Consider the following 20,763-nt stretch of genomic DNA (forward strand, 5'->3'; position numbering starts at 1 on the left):
GGGCCACCACCCCTCAGTTTTATTGCCCTGACGGTTCGGGGGTGCTTGTCAAGGCGGGAAAGATGCCTTGCCAAGCACCCCCGAACCGCAGAGGAGGCTTCGTATCGGGGTTGGGGGCGGGGTGGGTGCCTCCATGGGTGGGTGCATCGGCGGCGGTTTGGTGAGTGAGGCGGGGCTTGCGCCCCAATGTGGCGTTGGGTGCATGTGACGCACCGGACGCCGCGTTGGGTGCGTGGGACGCACCGGACGCTTCATTGGGGCAGATCGCGGAGGCGAGCGGGCGGGGTCCGTGAAGGGCTCCTTGAGGGAATCTAAGTCCGTGAAGGGGTCCCTCACGGACCACTGCTGGGCGTGAGGGGAACCCTGAGGGACTCTGAGTCCGTGAAGGTGGCCCTCACGGAACGCGCGAACCAAAGGGGGCGGGGTGCGCGGATTGCCAAGACCTCTGCCTGCGACGACAAGGCGATCGGGCGTCGAGCAAGCACACTGGGGCGCTGCGGGGCAACGGGAGCCTCGCAGTGGATCAGGAGGCCTGGGATGGCACAGCAGTCGACACCGGAGGCCGTCGGGGGGGCGGCTTCGCGCTAATGCGCTCGGGACTGGCGGGATCGCGTTTCTCGTGCTGGCGGCCGTCGCGCCGTTGACGGGGATGGTTGTCATCGCGGGGCTGGGGATCGCGCTCGGCAATGGCGGCGGGATGCCCGCGTCGTTCCTGATCGCTGGGGTTGTGCTGTTGTTGTTCGGCATCGGGTATGCGCGGATGAGCCGGTACGTGTCCAATGCCGGCGGGTTCTACGCGTATCTTGTCGCGGCGCTGGGGCGGCCGGCCGGGCTTTCCGGGGCGTTCGTTGCGTTGGCTGGGTACAACTGCTTCGTGGCGGGGGCCGTCGGGACCTCTGGTGCGTTGACGGGGGGTGTCGTCAACCGGGTCTTTCATCTTGATGTGCCGTGGGAGTTTTGGGCTGGGTTGTCGGTGGTGGCGGTCTTTTTGCTGAGCCGGCGCGGGGTCGACGTTTCGGCGAAGGTGCTGGCCGTTTCGTTGATCCTTGAGGTCAGCATTTTGGTCGTGTTCGACGTCGCGGTGCTGGTGAAGTCCGGGTACTCGTTCAGCGCGTTGTCGCCCGCGGTCGTGACGTCGGGGTCGATCGGGCTGGGATTGTTGTTCGCTGCCACGTGTTTCATCGGGTTCGAGGCGACTGCGTTGTTCAGCGAGGAGGCGCGCGACCCGAACAAGTCGGTGCCTCGTGCGACCTATATCGCGGTGATCGCGATTGGCGTGTTCGCGGCGGTCACGTCGTTGGCGTTGGTGAGTGCGATCGGGGTGGGGAACGCGAAATCGGTGGCGCAGGACCATCTTGCGGCGGGCGATCTGTTGCTTGCTACGTCGCAGGACGTTCTAGGGACCGCGCTCACCGATGTCATGCAACTTCTGCTGGTGGTCAGCCTTTTCGCCGCGTTGCTGGCGTTGCACAACTCCGCCAGTCGCTACATCTACGCGCTTGCCCGGGACGGTGTGTTGCCGAAGGCGTTGGGGCGCACGGTTTCTGGTACGCCGCGCAACGCCAGCGCGGCGCAGATCGGGTTCGCTACCGTGGTGGCGGCGATCTTCGCGGTGCTGGGGCTCGACCCGGTCGCGTTCTTGACGTCGTCGATGACCGGGTTCGGGACGTTGGCGATCCTCGTGCTGCAGGCGATGGCGTCGATCGCGGTGGTGGTGTTCTTCCGGCAGCGGCGGGATCCGCATTGGTGGAGCACGTTCATTGCGCCGGGACTGGGCGGGGCCGGGTTGATCGGCGTGATTGTGCTTGCTGTTCTGAACTTTCCGACCATGGCTGGGTCGGACGCGGCGTGGATTGGCCTGTTGCCGTGGTTGTTGCCGATTCTGATTGTCGCTGGGCTCGCGATGGCGGTCTATTTGCGACGGAGGCGACCGGAAACGTATGCGGCGTTGGGGCCTGAAGTGCATTGAGTCGCTAGTGGACTCAGCTTTTCGTCTTGGCCCGGTTGGCGCCCCAGCTGGCGATTGCAACTCCGACGAGCGTCAGCGCCAATAAGGCGATGAGCTGACCGGTCCATCCGCCGGGGACCCAATCGAACGCGCCCCACAGTTGGCGTGCGTCGTGGTCGAAGAAACTGCGGATCGCGGCTTGTGCGCATACGACTGTGATCACCATGCCGACCGTTTGCACTGCCGTGTAGCCGCCCTTGCTCATGTGTTCTCCCTAACTCGTGGTGGCTCAAGTGTGGCGGTCGCGCCCACAACACGCATCGGACCTGCGGAGCGAACCGGGGCCGACCAAAGTCGAGGGTTACGACTTTGGTCTAAAGCGGCGCTGTGCCGTGGGCGGCTGCACGGGGCGGGCGGATCGGCGAAGATGGGTGGGTGATCGTTCCGCAGGTCAGGCTCAAGCCGTGGCAGCAGGGGTGGCGGCTGGTCGTAGCCGCGCTGCTTGGTGCGTTCGCCTGGTTCGCGGTGGCCGCTCAGCTGCCGGAAGGCTCTGAGGACCCGCGGATCGGGTGGCTGCTCTTCGGCGACCCGATCATCGGCGTCGGGTGCCTGGTCGCGACGTTGTGGCGGCGGAAGTATCCGCTTTCGATCGCGACTGGGGTGGTGATCGTCTCGGCGGTGTCGTCGTCCGCGGGTGGTGCGGCGCTGCTCGTGCTCGGGTCGCTCGCTACCCGGCGACGGCCGCTCGAGACCGCGTTCATCGGGTTCGCCTGCATCGCGACGGGAGCGGTCACCGAAGGGATTTACCCGCGCGGCGCCGATCCCGACCCCTGGTGGCTGTCGGTGGCGTTCATCGTGCTGATCACCGGCATCGTCGTGGCGGTCGGGGCGGCGATCGGGGCGCGGCGCGAGGAGTTGCAGTCGCTGCGGGAACGTGCGGAGAGTGCGGAACGCGAGCAGGTCGCGCGGGCGGCGGAGGCGCGGATCGTCGAGCGGCACCGGATCGCGCGCGAGATGCACGACGTCCTCGCGCATCGGGTTTCGCTGGTCGCGATGCAGGCCGGGGTGCTGGGGCATCGGACGGATCTGGACCCTGACCAGGTGTCGCTGCTGGCCAAGGGGATCGCGGACGGCGCGCATCAGGCGTTGGAGGAGTTGCGGGAGGTGCTCGGCGTACTGCGGGCGAGTCCGGGTGGGCTCGAGCCGCCGCAGCCGTCGCTCGCGACTCTGCCCGCGCTGGTCGCGGACGCCCGGGCGCTCGGGGTCAACGTCGCTTACACCCCGGAATCCATCGGTACGCCGCCGGATCTGCTTGCCCGCACGGTGTACCGGATCGTCCAAGAAGGACTGACCAACGCCGGGAAACACGCACCTGGCGCGGAAGTGCGTGTCACAGTAGAGGGCGAGGAAGGCGACGGCTTGCGCGTGACCGTGCGGGATTCGGGCGCGGCGAGGGGCGAGAAGGCACCGCCGTCGGCGGGGTTCGGGTTGCTGGGGCTGTCCGAGCGGGTCGAGCTCGCCGGTGGTGAACTTGACCATCACGCGGACCCCGGCGGCGGGTTCGTGCTGACCGCGTGGCTGCCGTGGCCTGCCCGCGGCGAAGGGAGCGAGTGAGTGGACCGGGTGCGGGTGGTGATCGTCGACGACGATCAGCTGGTGCGGATGTCGTTGCGGCTCATGCTCGACGGCGAAGCCGACCTGGAGGTCGCCGGCGAGGCCGCGGACGGCGACGCCGCCATCGCCGAGGTCCGCCGGATCCGGCCGGACGTCGTGCTGATGGACGTGCGGATGCCCGGCCGCGACGGCCTGAGCGCGACCGAGGCCATCCTCAGCTGGCCGGACCCGCCGCGGATCCTGGTGCTGACCACCTTCGACTCCGACGAGATGGTGCTCGGCGCGCTGCGGGCCGGGGCGCTCGGGTTCGTGCTCAAGGACACCCCGCCGCCGGACATCCTGGCCGCGGTGCGCTCGGTCGCGGACGGCAACCCGGCGCTGTCCCCGGCCGCCACCAGCAGGTTGATCACTGCGGCGATGGGGCCGCGCTCGTCGGAGACCCGGCGTACCGCGCGGGAGGCGGCGCAGGCGAGGCTGGCCGCGTTGACCGAACGCGAACGGGACACCGCGCGGGCGATCGCGGAGGGGCTGTCGAACGCCGAGGTCGGGGAACGGCTGCACATCAGCGTGGCGACGGTGAAGGCGCACACGAGCAGTCTGTTCGCGAAGCTGGGTGTGGTGAATCGGGTGCAGATCGCGCTGGTGGTGCGCGACAGCGAGGAGTGAGCAGTGCGCAAATCTTCGCGACAAGCCGCACGCGCGCAGGTATTCGGAAATGAGAGCGTGTTCGCTGATGGAATGCGAATCGGTCTATCGGGAATAGACTGACCGGGTAATTTACGCTGTTTGTCGAAGCGAATCACTGCGGCAGGCGCGCCGGTCGCCGACAACCAGAACAGCCTCACCGCCGGTGCGCGCGGGCCGGTGCTGCTCCAGGATCTCTGGCTGGTGGAGAAGCTCGCGCACTTCGACCGCGAGGTGATCCCGGAACGGCGGATGCACGCCAAGGGATCCGGTGCTTTCGGCAAGTTCACCGTCACCCACGACATCAGCGGCTACACCAGGGCCGCGTTGTTCAGCAAGGTCGGCAACGAGGTCGAGACGTTCGTGCGGTTCTCCACCGTCGCCGGGGAACGCGGCGCGGCGGACGCCGAACGCGACATCCGCGGGTTCGCCGTCCGGTTCTACACGTCGCAAGGCAACTGGGACCTGGTCGGCAACAACACGCCGGTCTTCTTCCACCGCGACCCGCTGAAGTTCCCCGACCTCAACCACGCGGTGAAGCGCGACCCGCGGACGAACCTGCGCGACGCGGAGAACAAGTGGGGGTTCTGGACCAACCTTCCCGAGGCGCTGCACCAGATCACCATCGTGATGAGCGACCGCGGCATCCCGAAGACCTACCGGCACCTGCACGGCTTCGGCTCGCACACGTTCAGCCTGATCAACGACGCGGGCGAGCGGCACTGGGTGAAGTTCCACCTGCGCACCCAGCAGGGCATCGAGAACCTGACCGACGGGGAAGCGGACGCGCTCATCGGCGAGGACCGCGAATCGCACCAGCGCGACCTCTACGAGGCCATCGAGCGCGGCGACTATCCTAAGTGGACGCTGTATGTGCAGCTCATGCCGGAGGCCGACGCGGCGACCTACCGGTTCCACCCGTTCGACCTGACGAAGGTGTGGAGCAAGAAGGACTACCCGCTCGTCGAGGTCGGCGAACTGGAGCTGAACCGCAATCCGGAGAACTACTTCGCCGACGTCGAGCAGGCCGCGTTCACCCCGGCCAACCTGGCGCCGGGCATCTCGGTCAGCCCGGACAAAATGTTGCACGGCAGGCTGTTTTCCTACGGCGACGCGACTCGCTGCCGGCTCGGCGTGAACCACCACCAGATCCCGGTCAACTGCCCGCACGCGGCGGCGCTGGTGAACACCTACCACCGCGACGGCGCGATGCGGGTCGACGGCAACCAGGGCGGGGTGCCGGGGGTGCAGCCGAACTCCTTCGGGCGGTGGGCGGAGTAGCCGCAGTACGCCGAGCCCGCGGGGGCCGCTGGTGCGGTCGCGGACCGGTTCGACTATTGCGAGGACGACGACAACTACTTCGAGCAGCCCGGCAACCTGTTCCGGCTGCTCGACGACGGCGCGCGGCAGCGGCTTTTCGAAAACACCGCGCGGGGGATCAAGGGCGCGCGGAGGGAGACGGTCGAGCGGCATATCGACAACTGCGCGAAGGCCGATCCAGCTTACGGCGCCGGCGTACGAAAGGCCTGCGAGGCGATCGGCGCCCTCTGACCCCCTCCGGCTCCGTTCGCCGCCGGCTTCGCTGTCCGTGAGGGGAACCCTGAGGGACTCTGAGTCCCTCAGGGTTCCCTCACAGACGGTCAGTGGCGCAGTTGTTGGCAGGGGGTCAGGCGGGTGCCTGCACGTGCTCGGGGCAGTCGGTGCGCAATTCGGTCAGCGCCAAGGGTTTCCGCATCAAGTGGCAGTGGTGCGGAGCCCTCGGGTCGGGATGTTCGTCCCGCCCGAAGAACCGGCACGTCGTGCACACCCGGGCCACGCTGATCGCGCCGTCGCGCTGCAGATCCGCGATCACCCGCAACAACGTATTCAGTGTGGTGGCCCGATCCGGTTCCGGCACCGCGGCCAGCGACCGCACCAGTTGCTGATCCCACGCCGACAGCGAGGCAGCGACCTCGAAGCCGCGGTCGGTCAAAGTCAGGAGGCGGCGGCGTCCGTCCGAACCCGGTGAGCGCGTGAGGAGTTCCTTGCGTTCCAGCGTGCTGACCGCGTCGGACATCGTCGGCGTGGTCACGTCGAACTCCGCGGCCAGTGTGTTCACCTCGCGCCGCGTCGCGGGCTGGCGGGACAGGGACAGCACCGCCTGTTGTTGCAGCGGCGAAAGGCCCTGCGTGCGGGCGCTGCGCTGGGAAAGCGCGCGCAGGCCGTTCCCGAGCCGCTCGACGGCGTCGGCCAGCCGGCGGTCGAGGCCGGGTTCGTGCTCGGGCATGCGCGCCGCCTCGCGGTCAGGATTCCTTGGCGCTCATGATAAGCGACGGCACGGAAGAAGGCCGGGACCACACGGCCCCGGCCCCCTCCCTCGCCAGTTGGCTCAGACGAGTTTCTGCGCCTCCAGCAGCGCGTCCCGAAGGATCTGCTCCATTTCGTCGAACTCCGCCTGCCCGGCGATCAGCGGCGGGGCGAACTGGACGACCACGTCGCCCCGGTCGTCTGGACGGCAGTAGAGGCCGCGGTCGAACAGCGCGCCCGGCAGGAAGCCGCGGACGAGGCGTTCCCGCTCGTCGGCGTTGAACGTCTCGCGGGTCGCTTTGTCCTTGACCAGTTCGACGGCCCAGAAGTAGCCGTCGCCGCGGACGTCGCCGACGATCGGCAGGTCAAGCAGCTTGCCGAGGGTTGCTTCGAACGCGCCCTGATTGTCCAGTACGCGCTGGTTGAGCCCCTCCCGTTCCATCAGGTCGAGGTTCGCGAGCGCGACCGCGGCCGACACCGGGTGCCCGCCGAAGGTGTAGCCGTGCGGGAAGCCGACTCCCGCGCCGAGGAACGGTTCCATCACCCGGTCCGACGTGATCAGCGCGGCGATCGGGCTGTAGCCGGAGCTCAGCCCCTTGGCGCAGGTCAGCAGGTCCGGCTGGAGGCCGAACTTCTCGCTGGCGAACGTCGTGCCGTGCCGCCCGAACGCGCAGATCACCTCGTCGGCGACCAGCAGCACGTCGTGCCGGTCGCAGATTTCCCGCACCCGTTCGAAGTACCCGGGCGGCGGGGTGAGGCAGCCGCCGGAGTTCTGCACTGGTTCGAGCACGACCGCGGCGACCGTGTCCGCGCCCTCGAACAGGATCGCCTCTTCGATCCGGTCCGCGGCCCAGCGGCCGAACGCTTCGAGGTCGTCGGCGAACTCCGGATGCCGGTACAGGTTGGTGTTCGGCACGCGGAAGCCGCCCGGCGCGAGCGGTTCGAAGTCCTTCTTCATCGCGGGCAGGCCGGTGATGGCGAGCGCGCCGTGCGGGGTGCCGTGGTAGGCCACCGCGCGGCTGATCACCTTGTGCTTGCCGGGTTTTCCGGTCAGCTTGAAGTACTGCTTCGCGACCTTCCACGCGGACTCGACCGCCTCGCCGCCGCCGGTGGTGAAGAAGACGCGGTTGAGGTCGCCCGGCGCGAGATGCGCGAGCCGTTCGGCCAGTTCCGCCGCCGGTTTCGTGGCATAGCCCCAAATCGGGAAGTACGCCAGCTCGTTCGCCTGCTGTGCGGCGACTTCCACGAGCTCCCGGCGACCGTGCCCGGCCTGCACGACGAAAAGCCCGGCCAGCCCGTCGAGAATCTTGCGGCCGCGGTCGTCCCACACGTGCACGCCCTCGCCACGGGTGATCACCGGAACCGGCGAGTCCTGGTAATTTCCCATGCGGGAGAAGTGCATCCACAGGTGCCGGGCTGCTGCCGACTGAGTGTCCATCGCAGATCCCTTCTCAGACGTTCTGCGGGAAGCCGAGGTCGAGCCCGCCCTGTTCGGGGCCCGGCCAGCGGGTGGTGACGACCTTGGCGCGGGTGAAGAAGTGCACGCCCTCGCCGCCGTGCGCGTGGGTGTCGCCGAACAGCGAGTTCTTCCGGCCGCCGAACGAGTGGTAGGCCACCGGGACCGGCACCGGGACGTTCACGCCGACCATGCCCGCCTCGACGTCGGCGGAGAACCGGCGGGCCGCGCCGCCGTCGTTGGTGAAGATCGCCGCGCCGTTGCCGTACGGTCCGGCGTTGATCAGCTCGATCGCGTCGGCGAACGTCTCCACGCGGACCACCGAAAGGACCGGGCCGAAGATCTCGTCGGTGTAGATCGGCATGTCCGGGCGGACGTGGTCGAACACCGTGGGCCCGACGAAGAATCCGTTGCCGTCCGCGTCGAACTTGCCCTCGCGGCCGTCCAGCACCAGCGTCGCGCCTGCTTCGGCACCGGCGGCGATGTAGCCGGACACCCGGTCCTTCGCCGCTTCGGTGACCAGCGGACCCATGTCGCAGCCGCGGGTGCCGTCGCCGGTCACCAGGGTCTTCGCGCGGTCGGCGATCCGCGGCACCAGCGCGTCGGCGACGTCGCCTACCGCGACTACCACCGACACCGCCATGCAGCGTTCGCCAGCAGACCCGAAACCGGCGCTGACTGCCTGGTCGGCGACCAGGTCGAGGTCGGCGTCAGGCAGCACCACCATGTGGTTCTTCGCGCCGCCGAGCGCCTGGACGCGCTTGCCGTTCGCGGTGCCGGTCTCGTAGACGTACTGCGCGATCGGGGTCGATCCGACGAACGAGACCGCTTCGATGTCTGGGCTGTGCAGCAGCGCGTCCACCGCGGTTTTGTTGCCGTGCAACACGTTGAACACGCCTTCGGGCAGACCCGCTTCGCGCCACAGCTCGGCGAGCCAGTTCGCGGCGGTCGGGACCTTCTCCGACGGTTTCAGCACCACGGTGTTCCCGGCGGCGATCGCGATCGGGAAGAACCACATCGGGACCATGGCGGGGAAGTTGAACGGGGAGATGATCGCGACCGGGCCGAGCGGTTCGCGCAGCGACGTGACGTCGATGTCGGTGGACGCGTTGGCCGTCGCCGCGCCCTTGAGCAGCTGCGGGATCCCGCAGGCGAACTCGACGACCTCCAGGCCGCGCGCGACCTCGCCCGCCGCGTCGGACAGCACCTTGCCGTGTTCGGCGGTGATGATCGCGGCGAGTTCGGACGATCGGGCGTCGAGCAGTTCGCGGAACCGGAACAGCACGCGGCTGCGCCTCGCCAGGGAAGTCTTGCGCCAGGCGGGGAACGCGGCCTCGGCGTCCGCGGCCGAGCCGAGCGGCACGCGCGCGGTGACCTTCCCGGTCGCCGGGTTCGTGACGTCCCCGTAGCCGTCCGGCGCGCCTGCTGCCTCACCGCCGGCGATCCACTGGGACAGCGTCGGCACGGAATCGCTCATCGAGCCACCTTTCTTCCTGGTCTTCGCCCTCTGAGGGTCCCTCCCGGACGGGTCGCGGGTAACCGACGAATCGTCGGATTGACGGGTCCTTGCTTTACAGATCGTCGGGTTATGCTGACGTCGTGCACCTGACCTTGCGAGACGTCCTCGAGCTGCCCGTGATGGCCGCCGGGTCGCCGGTCGTGCGCTCGGCGGCGGACGCGGTCGACGTGCCGGTGCGATCGGTGCACGTGAGCGAGTTGAGCGACGTCGCCGGGACGCTGACCAGCGACGTTCTGGTGCTCTCCATCGGGAGGGCGTTCACCGAGCCGGGCTTCGACGCGGTGGCCTACGTGCGGTCGCTGCGGGACGCAGGCGCGATCGGGCTGGTCGTGGAGCCGGGGCAGCATCTGAAGGCGGTGCCCAACGCTCTGGTACAGGCCGCTCGCGCCGCACGATTTCCGCTGGTGGAGCTGCGCAGCACGGTCCGCTTCATCGAGGTGACCGAGATCGTGCACGCCCGGATCGTCAACGCGCATTACGAGCGGTTGCGGCTGGCCGAGCGCGCGCACGAGGCGTTCAGCACGGTCGGTTCGGCTTCGCAGGCACCGGACGCGGTCCTCGCGCACGCGGCGGACTTGATCGGGTTGCCGGTCGTGCTGGAGGACCGGACGCATCGGGCGCTCGCGTTCGCTGGCGTCGGTTCGGCGGAGTCTCTCCTGCGCGATTGGCCCGCCCGGTCCCGGCGGGTGCCGTTTTCCGCGGCGACCGAGGTGGGCGGTCCGGAGAGCTGGATGTGCACGCCGGTCGGGCCGCCGCGCGAACGCTGGGGCCGGCTGGTCGTGCCCGCTCGGTCGGCGGAGCAGCCGGCGGCGTGGATGGTGCTCGAACGCGCGGCCGAGGCGCTGACCGTCGGGAAGTTGCTGGAACGCTCGCCGCTGTCGGTGGAAATCGAAGCGCAGGGCGATTTGCTGCGGGACCTGTTGCATGGTGCGGACGAAGGTTCGGTCCGCGCGCGGGCCCGGGCGTTGGGGCTGGCGTCGGCGGCGTACTACGCGGTGCTGGTGTGCCGTCCGGCTCGGGCCGGGCAGGAGCGGGCGCTGCTGGACGCGGTGCTGACCAGCGACGGGATCGGCGGAGTGCTGGCCGAGGGTCGGGTGGCCGCGGTGTTCCCGTGTTCTTCGGTGGCGGCGGAGAAAGCGTTGCTGGAGCGGGTGGTTGCCGGTGTTCCAGCTGGGTTGGCGGCGGCTTTCGGAGCGGCTGGGCCGGTGCGCCGGCTCGGTGAGTTACCGGCGGCGCTGCAGGAAGCGGTGCATGTCGCGGACGTCGAATCGCCTGGTGCGCCTGGACTTCGGCGGGCTGGTGACTTGGGGGTGCGCGGGTTGTTGTGGTGGTTGCGGGAGCATCCGCGGTTGCATGAGTTCACCGAGGCTCAGTTGCGGCCGTTGTTGACGTTGCCGGAGCCGCGGGCTGGTCGAGTGTTCGGGACGTTGCGGGCGTTTGTCGAGTCGGGTTATTCGATGACTGAGTTCGCGAAGGCGGTGAATTTGAGTCGTCCGGCGGCGTATTCGCGGTTGGCGACGGTGGAGCGGTTGCTGGGGGTGGATCTGTCCGATCCGGACACTCGGCTTTCGTTGCACCTGGCGGTTTTGGCGCACGGGCACCGTGATTCAGCTTCCGGCGCCCCAACGCAGTGAGAGGCGATCGGCGGCGCGTTCGGTGCTGATGTGCATCATGCTGCCGAGAATGGTCGCGCGGTCGATGACGACGATCGTGCCGTCCGGGGTGCTGGTGGTGCGCTCGCTGACCAGGACCGGGGTGTTGACGGGCTCGGCGAGGAGGCGGGCGAGCTTGTCGTCGAGGGCGTCCGGGCGGATGGTTTCGGCGGCCCTATCGACCACGACGTCCAGTTCGGACAGTGCACTGTAGAGCGAGATCGTGGTGAAGTCCGTGTCCCGCAAGCGTTCTCCATGCGGGGGAGCGATCCAGGACACCTGATGGATTGCCCGGCGACCGCCGAACTCGCGCACTCGCTCAAGGCGCAGGCCGGAATCGGTGGCTCGAGCCTGCAGCCGAGCCGCGACGCGCGCGGGCAGCCGCCGGACAGACTGACTGACGACTTCGGTGCGCACGACGTAACCCTGATCGCGCAGGTCCTCGGTGAAGCTGCGCAGGGAGCCCAGCTGGTACGAGGCTGGTGTGGACGCCACGAAGGTGCCGCGGCCGGGTTGTTGCACGATCAGGGCTTCGTCGCTGAGCTCGCGCAGCGCTTGCCGGAGCGTCATGAGCGTGACGCCGTAGGACGCGCTGAGCTCCCGTTGTGGCGGCAAGGCCGCACCGGGCGCGTACTCCCCGGCGCGGATCTTCGCGGCGAGATCCGCGGCGATCGCTCGGTATCGGGCCATGCGCGTCCGTTCTGGTCCAGTCTGGCTTGACCAGCGGATTCTAGTCCAGCGCGGCTCGCAGGGTCGCGACGTACTCGCCGACCCGCTCCGGACCAGCGCCGTCGAGCACCCGGCGCATGATCGCCGCGCCCACGATCACGCCGTCGGCCACGCGCGCGGCCTCGGCGGCGTGTGCGGGTTGGGAGATGCCGAAGCCGACGAGGACTGGCAGGTCGGTGGCGTTTTTCAGCCGGGTGGCCAGGTCGATCGCGGAGGCGGGCAGGTGGTCGCGTTCGCCGGTGGTGCTCATGGACGAGACGGCGTAGACGAAACCTCGGCTCCGCGCGACGATCTCTTGCGCGCGGTCGGCCGGCGTCGCGGGGGAGACCAGCAATGCCAGGTCTATTTCGTCCTCGATCGCGGGTACTTCCTCCAAGGGAAGATCCGGCACGATCAGGCCCTCGACTCCGGCTTCTTTCAGGTCGGCGCAGAAACCCTTGCGGACGGCCAAGTTGGCGTAAGTGCTCACGATGATCGGAACGTCCACTATGGTCGCTGATAGTGCATTGAGGACACTCTGCGGGGTCGTTCCGTTGGCTAGCGCGACGTTCGACGCCTCTTGAATGGTCACGCCGTCCAACGTCGGGTCGGAGAACGGGATGCCGACTTCGATCGCGTCCGCGCCCGCTGCGGCCAGCGCCGGGAGATATTCAGTCCACTGTGGAGTAACTCCGCCGGTGATGTACGGCATCAGGATTTTGCGGTCGGTTTTCATGCGCGGGACTCCTCGGAGCGGGCGATGAGCGTGGCGATGTCCTTGTCGCCGCGGCCGGACAGGGTGAGCAGCACCGTCGAGCCCGCCGGAAGATCCGGAGTACCAGCGGCTTCGGCCACCCAGGCAAGCGCGTGCGCGGATTCGAGCGCTGGGATGATTCCTTCGGTACGAGCCAGTTGCGAGGCCGCGGCGACCGCTGCTTCGTCGTTGACCGCGACGTATCGAGCCCGGCCGAGGTCGCGCAGGTGTGCGTGTTCCGGTCCGACGCCCGGGTAGTCCAGCCCGGCCGCGATCGAATGGGCTTCGAGGATTTGCCCGTGTTCGTCCTGCAGGAACAGCGATCGCGAACCGTGCAGCACTCCGGCCTGGCCGAATGTCGCGCCCGATCCGCCGATCGCTTCCACTCCGACCAGCCGTGCGCTGGTGTCGGCGAATCCCGCGAAAGTGCCCGCCGCGTTGGACCCGCCGCCGACGCACGCGACGACGAAATCCGGGATCGCCGCGTACTGCTCTCGGGCTTCCTCGCCGATCACGCGCTGGAATTCCCGCACCATCCACGGATACGGATGCGGCCCGACGACGGAGCCGAGGCAGTAGTGCGCCTCCTCGGTCGAGCTGACCCAGTGCCGCATCGCCTCGCTGGTCGCGTCTTTGAGCGTGCGGCTGCCGCTCGAGACCGGGACGACCTCCGCACCGAGGTAGCGCATGCGGAACACGTTGTGCGACTGGCGTTCGACGTCCTGTTCGCCCATGAATACCGTGACCGGCAGGTCGAGCAGCGCGCCCGCGGTGGCCGTCGCGACGCCGTGCATTCCGGCCCCGGTCTCGGCGATCAGCCGCCGCTTGCCCATCCGCCGCGCGAGCAGCGCCTGGCCGACCGCGTTGTTGATCTTGTGCGATCCGGTGTGCGTGAGGTCTTCCCGCTTCAGCACGACGCGCACGCCGAGTTCGGCGGATAACCGATCGGCGGGCGTCAGCGGCGTGGGCCGGCCGACGTGCCGGGCGAGCATTGCCTGAAGCTGCTCGCGGAAGCCGGGGTCGACCCAGGCCTTCTCGAACGCGTCGGCGACTTCGAGGCAGGCGGGCACCAGGGATTCCGGCACCCAGCGCCCGCCGTACTCCCCGAAGCGTCCTTTCCGGGTCGGGGTGCGCATGGGGCATCTCCTTAGAGTTCTATAACTGTCTCCACAGTTATAGAACTCTCGGCGGCGGAGTGCAAGCCCCTCAGCGCTGCCGCAGAATCTCGACGCCATCGCCGTCCAGGTCGTCGAGATACGGGGAACGGCCGGTCATCGCCATGATCAGTGCGAGCGTTGAGCCGGACACGAGCGGTCCCGCGCCGCCGGAAAAGTCACTGTCGGTCGCTACGAGACGGAGGCCTTGGACGCGTCCTTTGGCGAGCACGACGAGGTCGGAACCGAGGTAGTAGCAGGCCACCGTCGTGAGGGTGTCGATCGGGTGCGCACGGCGAATCCCGAGCGGACGGCGGATGTCCTCGCCGTGCACCACGATCTCGCCCAGCATCGCGACCACCGGCAGCGGCGGTTTGGTCGTGCTGGTGACGACCCGGCGGAAGCGGGCCAAGGTGTCGGCCGGGCTGTCGCCGAGATGCTCGGCCAACCGCATCGCGACCTGCCGATCGAAGTCGAACCGGCAGCGGAGCACGCCCGCCATCCAGCGCATCGGCGTGAGCGACGCGCCCGCGGTGAGGTGGGCCAGCACCTCCCGGACGGAGAGTCCTTCGCACAGCGAAGGCGTGCTCCAGGAGACGTCGGCGAAGTCGTCGGCCAGCGCGGCGCGTTCGGCGTGGATCTGTGGCCAGGTGGCGGTCATTCCGGTTCTCCTTGGTCGTGGTTGCCAGGTGAGACCGGCCGGATGAGGCAGAATCGTCGGTCGTGGCGGAATTTTCTTCCGAAGCCGCGTTCACCCGAGCGGTGGCCCCGTTGCGTGCGGAATTGCGTGCGCACTGTTACCGAATGCTCGGCTCGATCCACGACGCCGACGACGCCGTGCAAGAGGCGTTGCTGCGAGCGTGGCGCGGATTGCCCGGGTTCGAGGGCCGGAGCGCGCTGCGCACCTGGCTGTACACGGTCGCCACGCGCACCTGCCTGGACCTCATCGAGCAACGCGGCCGCCGCGCGCTGCCGGTTGACCTTGGCCCGTCGAGCGAACAAGTCGTGTTCGAGGCCCCGCGCACCGACGTGGCCTGGCTCGGCCCGTGCCCCGACTTTCCTGCGGCGAGCTACGAACAACGCGAGGCGGTCGAGTTGGCTTTCGTCGCCGCGTGCCGCCACCTGCCGGGCAATCAGCGGGCGGCGCTGCTGCTGTTCGACGTCCTCGGGTTCTCCGCCGCCGAGATCGCCGCGATGATGGAAACGTCGGTGACCTCGGTGAACTCCGCCCTGGCCCGCGCCCGCCGGACCCTCTCGGCCCACGTCCCCGCGCGCACTCAGCAGCAGACGCTCCGCACCCTCGGCGACGCCCGTCTCCAAGAACTGGTGACCGGCTTCGCGACTGCCCTCACCAGCGGCGATGTCGACGGCCTGGTGCGCTTGCTGACCGAGGACGTCACCTGGTCGATGCCGCCGCTGCCGCACTGGTACCGCGGCCGCGACGCCGTGACGGAGTTCGCCGTCCAGGTCCCGATGACGCGCTGCCCGAGCTGGCGCTTCCGGCTGACCAGCGCGAACGCCCAGCCCGCGGTGGCCTTCTACCTCGGCGGTTCGGCGACTCTCCCGCACGAGGCATGGTCGATCACCGTCCTGACCCTGCGCGGCGACCGGATCCGCGACCTCACGTCGTTCCTCGGCGCGGAGCATTTCCCGGCCTTCGGGCTGCCCGCGTCGGTCATGCCTTAGGCGCCGCCCGGACGTGCGCGCGCTGCCCTTGCCGTCCGATCAGGCACAGATACTCGACCGGTGCCGCCGAAGCCGCGCCGAACCAGTGCGGCACCCGGGTGTCGAATTCCGCTGCCTCGCCGGGCGAAAGAGTCATGTCGTGCTCGCCGAGAACCAGCCGTAACTGTCCATTGAGGACATAGGTCCACTCGTAACCCTCGTGTGTTTTGGGATCGGGCTCCTGCTTTTTCCGTTGCCCGGGCAGGATGAATTTGTATGCCTGGATCCCGCCCGGACGGCGCGTCAACGGCAGGATCGTCACGCCGTCGGCGCAGCTGATCGGGCGGAGGTGGATACGCGGATCGCCGGTCTGCGGGGCGTCGACCAGTTCGTCGAGGGTCACGCCGTGCGCGCGGGCCAGCGGCAGCAGCTGTTCCAGGGTGGGCCGCCGGTTGCCGGACTCCAAGCGCGACAACGTGCTGGCCGCGATACCGGTCCGCTCGGCCAGCTCGGCGAGCGTGACCTCCCGTTTGCGGCGAAGTTCGCGCAGCCGGGGGCCGACTGCGTCCAGGGCCTGGTCGTCGTCCATCCTCCGAGTTTGACAGATTGGCAAGATTGCTTGCCATTCGTGCCGGCGGGTTTGCAAGGTGGTACCAGGAAGCAGGAAAGGAACTCCTTGTGCCGCACGCATTCGATCAGTCCTATTGGGACGAGCACTGGGCTGGCGCCGCCGGGCACGCGCGGCTCGGACCGCATCCGCGGCTCGTAGAGGAAGCAGGGAAACTCGCTCCCGGACGCGCGCTGGACGCCGGTTGCGGCGAGGGCAACGAGGCGGTCTGGCTCGCCGAGAACGGATGGCGGGTGACGGCGGTCGACCTGTCGGAGGAAGTGCTGCGGCACGCACGCGAACGGTCGAGTGCGGTCGAGTGGGTGTGTGCTGACCTGCTGAAATGGACCCCGCCGGGGCAGTTCGACCTGGTCGCCACCCATTACGTGCACGCTGCCGGGCCGCTGTTCGAGCGGTTGGCGGAGTGGGTCGCGCCGGGCGGGACGTTGCTGGTGGTGGGGCACCACCATGGGGAGCTGCATCCGCCGGAGTCGACGATCACGGTCCACGACATTGGTCTGGACGCCGAGCAGTGGGTGATCACGGTCGCCGAAAGCCGGACGCGGAAGGTTCCCGGCGGGGAATTGCACGACACGATCTTCTGTGCCCGCAAGGTTTCTTCGCCGAACGCGTAATCGGTGGCGGCCAGACCCGGTTCGGGAGTGCACTGGAGCGGTGGCGGCCTATGACGAGATCGCGGATTGGTACGAGGAAGAATTCCTTCGTGCCCAGCTGGTGAACCCCGGTGCTGAAGCGCTGCGAGGTCTTCTCGGCGAGGGCAGCGGCGTGTGCCTCGAGCTCGGCTGCGGCACCGGCGTGCGCGCTGGCCTGGTGCGGGAGCTGGGCTGGACTCCGGTCGGCGTTGACTTGTCCGGCGGGATGCTGCGGCATGCTCGCGCCCGGCTGCCGATCGCGCGGGCCGACGCCGCGCGGCTGCCGATTCGGGACAGCAGCGTCGCGGCGGTGGTCGCGGTGCTGGTGCACACCGACATGCCCGCGTATTTCGCTGTCCTGCGCGAGGTGACCAGGGTGCTGCGGCCGGACGGGGTGTTCGTGCACGTCGGCGTCCATCCGTGCTTCTGCGGCGGATTCGCCGACCGCGGCGATCCGGCCGCGGTGGTCGTCCGCCCTGGTTACCTCGACGGGCACTGGACCAAGGAATCGTGGACCGATCAGGGAATCCGGGACAAGGTCGGTGCCACGCACTGGCCGCTGGCCGAACTGCTGAACGGATTCCTCGACGCAGGTCTGACTCTCGACCGCTTCGCCGAGACCGGCACTCCGCTCCCGATCGTGCTGGCGGCCCGAGCCCACGCGCGATGAAATTCGGATGCGCGCCGCCGGGAAGATCTTTACCCTGGCGATCGTGATACAGCACCAGTTCTACCTCTGAGGGATGACCGCCTCCACCGGTCCGCGCGCGTTCGCGGCACCGGCCCTCGTCCTTGCTGTTCATCACGTTTCTTCGGAGGCATTTCCTCATGACATCTCCGCTTACGCCTGCGCTCGTGCGCACGGCGCACGTCCGACTGTCCGACGTGCACGTCGCCTTCGGCGGACGTCCGGTGCTCGCCGGGGTCGATCTCGTCGCGGCGGCCGGCGACCGGGTCGCCATTGTCGGCGAGAACGGGCGCGGCAAGACCACCCTGTTGCGCGTGCTGGCCGGGGCTCAGCCGGTCGACCATGGCGAGGTTCGCCGCGTCGGCACGTTCGGGGTCGCCGATCAGCAGATTCCCTTGGGAGAACAGGAAACCGTCGGCGATCTGATCGACCTCGAACTGGCTGCGGTACGAAATGCGTTGGCCCGCTTGGAAGCCGCGACGACCGCGCTCGCTGAAGAGCAACCCGGCGCAGACGACGCTTTTGCCACAGCTCTCTCGGATGCCGAAGCTCTCGACGCCTGGGACGCGGACCGGCGGGTCGAGGTTTCGCTGGCCGCGCTGAATGCGGTCGACGATCGAAACCGTCCACTCGGGACACTCTCGGTCGGGCAACGGCACCGAGTCCGGCTGGCGTGCCTGCTCGGCGCGGGGCATTCCGTGCTGTTGCTGGACGAACCGACCAACCACCTCGACGCCTCCGGTCTCGCCCACCTCACCGAGCGGCTGCGCGCGTACCCGGGCGTGGTCGTGCTGGTCAGCCACGACCGTGCGTTGCTCGCCGATGTCGCTACCTCTGTACTGGACCTCGACCCGTCGAGCGACGGCCGCCCGCGCGGCTACGGCGGCGGCTATTCGGCGTACGTCGAGGCCCGGCAGGCCGAACGGGCCCGATGGGAGGCGCTGCACGCCGAGCAACTCGCGGAACGTCAGCGGCTGGCGGACGAGCTTTCCGCGGCACAGAACCGATTGCGCGACAACTGGCGTCCGGAAAAGGGCCACGGCAAGCACAGCCGCGCGACTCGGGCGCCTGGCTTGGTCCGCGCGGTCCACCGTCGGCAGGAGGACCTGAACGCGCATGTGGTGGCCGTCCCGCCGCCGCCGTCGCGGTTCGCCATGCCGGAATTACCGCAGCACCAAGGAACCGTCGCGCTTCGGGCGGCCGGGGTGACCGTCGCTGGGCGGCTGGACAGCCCGGTCGATCTGACCCTCGGCGGTGCGGACCGGCTCGTCGTCACCGGCCCGAACGGGGCGGGAAAATCGACGTTGCTGGCGGTGCTGGCCGGGGCGCTGGAGCCGACGTCGGGCACGGTCACGCCCGCGAGGTCGGTACGGATCGGCTGGCTGGGCCAGGAATCCGGCCTGCCCGCGCGCCGCACCGCCGCCGAGCTGCTCGAACAACGGTTCCCAGGCTCGGCCGACCCGGGCCTGCTCAGCGGATACGACCGCCACCGTCCGATCGCCGAGCTGTCGACCGGAGCCCGGCGGCGGCTGGACCTGGCGTTAGTGCTGGCCGCGCGGCCGCAGGTCCTGCTGCTGGACGAGCCGACGAACCACCTGTCCGCGACGCTGGTCGACGAGCTGACCGCCGCCCTGAGCGAGACCCCGGCCGCGGTGGTGGTGGCCACACACGACCGGCAGTTGTTGCGCGACAAGGCTTCCTGGCCGCGGTTGGCGCTCTGAACCGCTCCGATGCGGCGTTGGGTGCGCTCAACGCCACATCGGGCGGCAACGACCGCGAAACATCCGCAGGGCAGGCTCGGCACCATGCCTCTGCAGATCACCCGAGCCGACTTCGCGGACCCGCAGCTTCACGCCTTCCTGCAGGCGCACCTGGACGATCTGGCCCCCACCTCCCCGGCCGAGAGCCGGCACGCCCTCGACCTGGCCGCACTCCAGCGTCCCGGCATCAGGCTCTGGACCGTCCAAGCCGACAACCGCGTCGTCGGCACCGCGGCCCTCGCGGCACTGGAACCTCGGCACGAGGAACTGAAAAGCATGCGCACCGACCCCGCGCGACGCGGGCAAGGCATCGCTCGCACGCTCCTGGACCACCTGCTCCGGGACGCCAAAGACCGCGGCATCGAGCGCATCTCCCTGGAAACCGGAAGCATGGACTTCTTCGCCCCGGCCCGCGCCTTGTACACCCGAGCGGGTTTCACGCCGTGCGCGCCGTTCGGCAGCTACCGAGACGACCCGAACAGCGCTTACCTGTCCCGCCGGCTCTGAAGCTGTCACAGATTTTCCGCGGGCGGTGTCCATCCGCTGAAAGACCCGAAGCGGAGGAGGACAGCATGACGACGACAGTGCTCGGCGCGGGATACGCCGGGGTCATGGCAGCGAACCGGCTGGCCGGACGCGGCGAGGAAGTGGTGCTGGTCACGCCGAACGCGTGGTTCGTCGAGCGGATCCGGCTCCACCGCGTGGCAACCGGCCTCCGGGAAAACGCCCGGCTCGATCTCGACACCGTGCTGAACCCCGCCGTCGAGGTCATTCAGGACACCGCGACCAGGATCGGCGACGAGAAGATCCTGATGGCTTCCGGCGAGAACCTGCCCTACGACACCCTCGTCTACGCGATCGGATCCGGGGCCAGCGACCAAAACGGCACCTACCGGATCGTCTCCGAGCACGAGACTGACCGGCTCCGAGCAGCCCTCGCCGAAGCGCCGGACGCTCCGGTCACCATCGTCGGCGCGGGGCTGACCGGGGTCGAGCTCGCCGGAGCGCTGCGCGAGGCCGGGCGCGCGGTCAAGCTGGTCTCCACCGCCCCTGGTCGGCGAGCGATCCAGGCGCACCTGCGGTTTCTCGCCAAACAAGGAGTCGAGATCGAGGTCGGCCGCGTAGACCCGGCTGAGCTCGACGGGCTCGTCGTGGACACCACCGGGTTCACCGTGCCGAGCCTTGCCGCCGATTCGGGGCTGCCGGTCGACGAATTCGGCCGGTTGCTAGTGGACGAGCAGCTCACGGTGAAGGGCCACCCGAACATCCTCGGCGCGGGCGACGCCGTGCATCTCGGCGCGCCGAACTACCTCCGCGCCGCGTGTGCGACCGCGTTGCCGATGGGCGCGCACGCCGCCGACGTCATCACCGCGCGCCGCGAAGGGCGGGCGGGGGAGGAGTTCCGGATGGGCTACGTGCTGCAATGCACGGATCTCGGCAGCGGACGCGGTCGCGTCCAGTTCCTGCACCCGGACGACACCGAGCGTGCGCTCGCGATCGACGGCCGGGCAGGCGGGCTCGTCAAGGAGACGATCTGCCGGATGAGCGTGCGATGGCTGACGCAGGAGCGAGATCGCGCGGGCCGGTACTCGTGGCCGGCGGGTGCCTAGACTTG

At 69.0% G+C, this 20,763-nt stretch carries 19 protein-coding genes and 1 pseudogene; 11 read left to right on the forward strand and 9 right to left on the reverse strand.

The genetic code is table 11. The annotated features are described in order from the left end of the window. Window positions 1–649: 649 nt before the first annotated feature. Complete coding sequence (locus tag ACFXI3_RS17275; protein ID WP_378400311.1) at window positions 650–1,969, forward strand: APC family permease; 1,320 nt, start codon at window positions 650–652, stop codon at window positions 1,967–1,969. A gap of 13 nt (window positions 1,970–1,982) precedes the next feature. On the opposite strand, the gene ACFXI3_RS17280 is transcribed toward ACFXI3_RS17275, so the two are convergent. After that, the gene (locus ACFXI3_RS17280) at window positions 1,983–2,213 is read right to left on the reverse strand and encodes a hypothetical protein (protein WP_344271167.1); all 231 of its coding nucleotides are present in this window, start codon (window positions 2,211–2,213) and stop codon (window positions 1,983–1,985) included. A gap of 170 nt (window positions 2,214–2,383) precedes the next feature. Between ACFXI3_RS17280 and ACFXI3_RS17285 the strand changes: the two genes are divergently transcribed. From ACFXI3_RS17285 to ACFXI3_RS17295, 3 genes and pseudogenes are all read left to right on the forward strand, one after another. Next, complete coding sequence (locus ACFXI3_RS17285; RefSeq protein ID WP_378400313.1) at window positions 2,384–3,562, forward strand: sensor histidine kinase; 1,179 nt, start codon at window positions 2,384–2,386, stop codon at window positions 3,560–3,562. After that, entirely contained in the window at window positions 3,563–4,228 is a 666-nt protein-coding gene (locus tag ACFXI3_RS17290; RefSeq protein WP_344271172.1) for a response regulator transcription factor, read from the forward strand. A 120-nt stretch (window positions 4,229–4,348) separates the two neighbouring features. Beyond that, window positions 4,349–5,797, forward strand: a pseudogene (locus ACFXI3_RS17295) (catalase). A 115-nt stretch (window positions 5,798–5,912) separates the two neighbouring features. Here ACFXI3_RS17295 and ACFXI3_RS17300 read toward each other — a convergent pair. From ACFXI3_RS17300 to ACFXI3_RS17310, 3 genes are all read right to left on the reverse strand, one after another. After that, window positions 5,913–6,512, reverse strand: coding sequence for a MarR family winged helix-turn-helix transcriptional regulator (locus tag ACFXI3_RS17300; protein ID WP_344271174.1), 600 nt, complete (start codon window positions 6,510–6,512; stop codon window positions 5,913–5,915). Between the two features lie 102 nt (window positions 6,513–6,614). Beyond that, on the reverse strand, window positions 6,615–7,970 hold the full coding sequence (locus ACFXI3_RS17305) for an aspartate aminotransferase family protein (protein ID WP_378400316.1): 1,356 nt from the start codon (window positions 7,968–7,970) through the stop codon (window positions 6,615–6,617). 13 nt (window positions 7,971–7,983) lie between these two features. Continuing rightward, window positions 7,984–9,465, reverse strand: coding sequence for a CoA-acylating methylmalonate-semialdehyde dehydrogenase (locus ACFXI3_RS17310; RefSeq protein WP_378400318.1), 1,482 nt, complete (start codon window positions 9,463–9,465; stop codon window positions 7,984–7,986). Window positions 9,466–9,587: 122 nt separating this feature from the next. Between ACFXI3_RS17310 and ACFXI3_RS17315 the strand changes: the two genes are divergently transcribed. Next, window positions 9,588–11,141 (forward strand): PucR family transcriptional regulator, encoded by a 1,554-nt coding sequence (locus ACFXI3_RS17315; RefSeq protein ID WP_378400320.1) that lies wholly within the window; start codon window positions 9,588–9,590, stop codon window positions 11,139–11,141. On the opposite strand, the gene ACFXI3_RS17320 is transcribed toward ACFXI3_RS17315, so the two are convergent. The 4 genes from ACFXI3_RS17320 to ACFXI3_RS17335 form a co-directional block, all read right to left on the reverse strand. Further along, on the reverse strand, window positions 11,115–11,849 hold the full coding sequence (locus tag ACFXI3_RS17320; protein WP_378400322.1) for a GntR family transcriptional regulator: 735 nt from the start codon (window positions 11,847–11,849) through the stop codon (window positions 11,115–11,117). The two genes, ACFXI3_RS17315 and ACFXI3_RS17320, sit on opposite strands and share 27 nt — an antisense overlap. A 40-nt stretch (window positions 11,850–11,889) precedes the next feature. Then, window positions 11,890–12,603, reverse strand: a complete 714-nt coding sequence (gene trpA / locus ACFXI3_RS17325; RefSeq protein ID WP_378400324.1) for a tryptophan synthase subunit alpha — start codon at window positions 12,601–12,603, stop codon at window positions 11,890–11,892. Continuing rightward, window positions 12,600–13,757 carry a tryptophan synthase subunit beta gene (gene trpB / locus ACFXI3_RS17330; RefSeq protein WP_378400326.1) on the reverse strand — a complete coding sequence of 386 codons (1,158 nt, stop codon included), beginning with the start codon at window positions 13,755–13,757 and terminating at the stop codon, window positions 12,600–12,602. The genes trpA and trpB overlap by 4 nt, the downstream gene beginning before the upstream one ends. Window positions 13,758–13,827: 70 nt before the next feature. Then, a complete protein-coding gene (locus tag ACFXI3_RS17335; RefSeq protein ID WP_378400328.1) occupies window positions 13,828–14,436 on the reverse strand; it encodes a maleylpyruvate isomerase family mycothiol-dependent enzyme in 609 nt (202 codons plus the stop codon). A gap of 62 nt (window positions 14,437–14,498) precedes the next feature. On the opposite strand from ACFXI3_RS17335, the gene ACFXI3_RS17340 reads away from it, so the two are divergent. Beyond that, entirely contained in the window at window positions 14,499–15,461 is a 963-nt protein-coding gene (locus ACFXI3_RS17340) for a sigma-70 family RNA polymerase sigma factor (RefSeq protein WP_378400330.1), read from the forward strand. On the opposite strand, the gene ACFXI3_RS17345 is transcribed toward ACFXI3_RS17340, so the two are convergent. Continuing rightward, complete coding sequence (locus ACFXI3_RS17345; protein ID WP_378400332.1) at window positions 15,451–16,029, reverse strand: helix-turn-helix domain-containing protein; 579 nt, start codon at window positions 16,027–16,029, stop codon at window positions 15,451–15,453. The two genes, ACFXI3_RS17340 and ACFXI3_RS17345, sit on opposite strands and share 11 nt — an antisense overlap. A gap of 89 nt (window positions 16,030–16,118) precedes the next feature. Between ACFXI3_RS17345 and ACFXI3_RS17350 the strand changes: the two genes are divergently transcribed. The 5 genes from ACFXI3_RS17350 to ACFXI3_RS17370 all read left to right on the forward strand — a co-directional run bounded on the left by ACFXI3_RS17350 (window position 16,119) and on the right by ACFXI3_RS17370 (window position 20,758). Next, complete coding sequence (locus tag ACFXI3_RS17350) at window positions 16,119–16,682, forward strand: class I SAM-dependent methyltransferase (RefSeq protein ID WP_378400334.1); 564 nt, start codon at window positions 16,119–16,121, stop codon at window positions 16,680–16,682. A gap of 40 nt (window positions 16,683–16,722) precedes the next feature. Further along, the gene (locus ACFXI3_RS17355; RefSeq protein ID WP_378400336.1) at window positions 16,723–17,370 is read left to right on the forward strand and encodes a class I SAM-dependent methyltransferase; all 648 of its coding nucleotides are present in this window, start codon (window positions 16,723–16,725) and stop codon (window positions 17,368–17,370) included. Between the two features lie 158 nt (window positions 17,371–17,528). Further along, window positions 17,529–19,109 carry an ABC-F family ATP-binding cassette domain-containing protein gene (locus ACFXI3_RS17360; RefSeq protein WP_378400338.1) on the forward strand — a complete coding sequence of 527 codons (1,581 nt, stop codon included), beginning with the start codon at window positions 17,529–17,531 and terminating at the stop codon, window positions 19,107–19,109. Between the two features lie 84 nt (window positions 19,110–19,193). After that, the gene (locus ACFXI3_RS17365; protein WP_378400340.1) at window positions 19,194–19,655 is read left to right on the forward strand and encodes a GNAT family N-acetyltransferase; all 462 of its coding nucleotides are present in this window, start codon (window positions 19,194–19,196) and stop codon (window positions 19,653–19,655) included. A gap of 65 nt (window positions 19,656–19,720) precedes the next feature. Beyond that, entirely contained in the window at window positions 19,721–20,758 is a 1,038-nt protein-coding gene (locus tag ACFXI3_RS17370; protein ID WP_378400342.1) for an NAD(P)/FAD-dependent oxidoreductase, read from the forward strand. Window positions 20,759–20,763: the final 5 nt, after the last annotated feature.

The organism is Amycolatopsis sp. NPDC059235 (genome assembly GCF_042754125.1).
Lineage (GTDB): Bacteria > Actinomycetota > Actinomycetes > Mycobacteriales > Pseudonocardiaceae > Amycolatopsis > Amycolatopsis albidoflava.

Bases quoted from the DNA above. Each gene is read 5' to 3' on its own strand.
- ACFXI3_RS17275 (WP_378400311.1), top strand. From the start codon at position 650: ATGGTTGTCATCGCGGGGCTGGGGATCGCGCTCGGCAATGGCGGCGGG.
- ACFXI3_RS17280 (WP_344271167.1), bottom strand. From the start codon at position 2,213: ATGAGCAAGGGCGGCTACACGGCAGTGCAAACGGTCGGCATGGTGATC.
- ACFXI3_RS17300 (WP_344271174.1), bottom strand. From the start codon at position 6,512: ATGCCCGAGCACGAACCCGGCCTCGACCGCCGGCTGGCCGACGCCGTC.
- ACFXI3_RS17305 (WP_378400316.1), bottom strand. From the start codon at position 7,970: ATGGACACTCAGTCGGCAGCAGCCCGGCACCTGTGGATGCACTTCTCC.
- ACFXI3_RS17310 (WP_378400318.1), bottom strand. From the start codon at position 9,465: ATGAGCGATTCCGTGCCGACGCTGTCCCAGTGGATCGCCGGCGGTGAG.
- ACFXI3_RS17320 (WP_378400322.1), bottom strand. From the start codon at position 11,849: ATGGCCCGATACCGAGCGATCGCCGCGGATCTCGCCGCGAAGATCCGC.
- trpA (WP_378400324.1), bottom strand. From the start codon at position 12,603: ATGAAAACCGACCGCAAAATCCTGATGCCGTACATCACCGGCGGAGTT.
- trpB (WP_378400326.1), bottom strand. From the start codon at position 13,757: ATGCGCACCCCGACCCGGAAAGGACGCTTCGGGGAGTACGGCGGGCGC.
- ACFXI3_RS17335 (WP_378400328.1), bottom strand. From the start codon at position 14,436: ATGACCGCCACCTGGCCACAGATCCACGCCGAACGCGCCGCGCTGGCC.
- ACFXI3_RS17345 (WP_378400332.1), bottom strand. From the start codon at position 16,029: ATGGACGACGACCAGGCCCTGGACGCAGTCGGCCCCCGGCTGCGCGAA.
- ACFXI3_RS17360 (WP_378400338.1), top strand. From the start codon at position 17,529: ATGACATCTCCGCTTACGCCTGCGCTCGTGCGCACGGCGCACGTCCGA.
- ACFXI3_RS17365 (WP_378400340.1), top strand. From the start codon at position 19,194: ATGCCTCTGCAGATCACCCGAGCCGACTTCGCGGACCCGCAGCTTCAC.
- ACFXI3_RS17370 (WP_378400342.1), top strand. From the start codon at position 19,721: ATGACGACGACAGTGCTCGGCGCGGGATACGCCGGGGTCATGGCAGCG.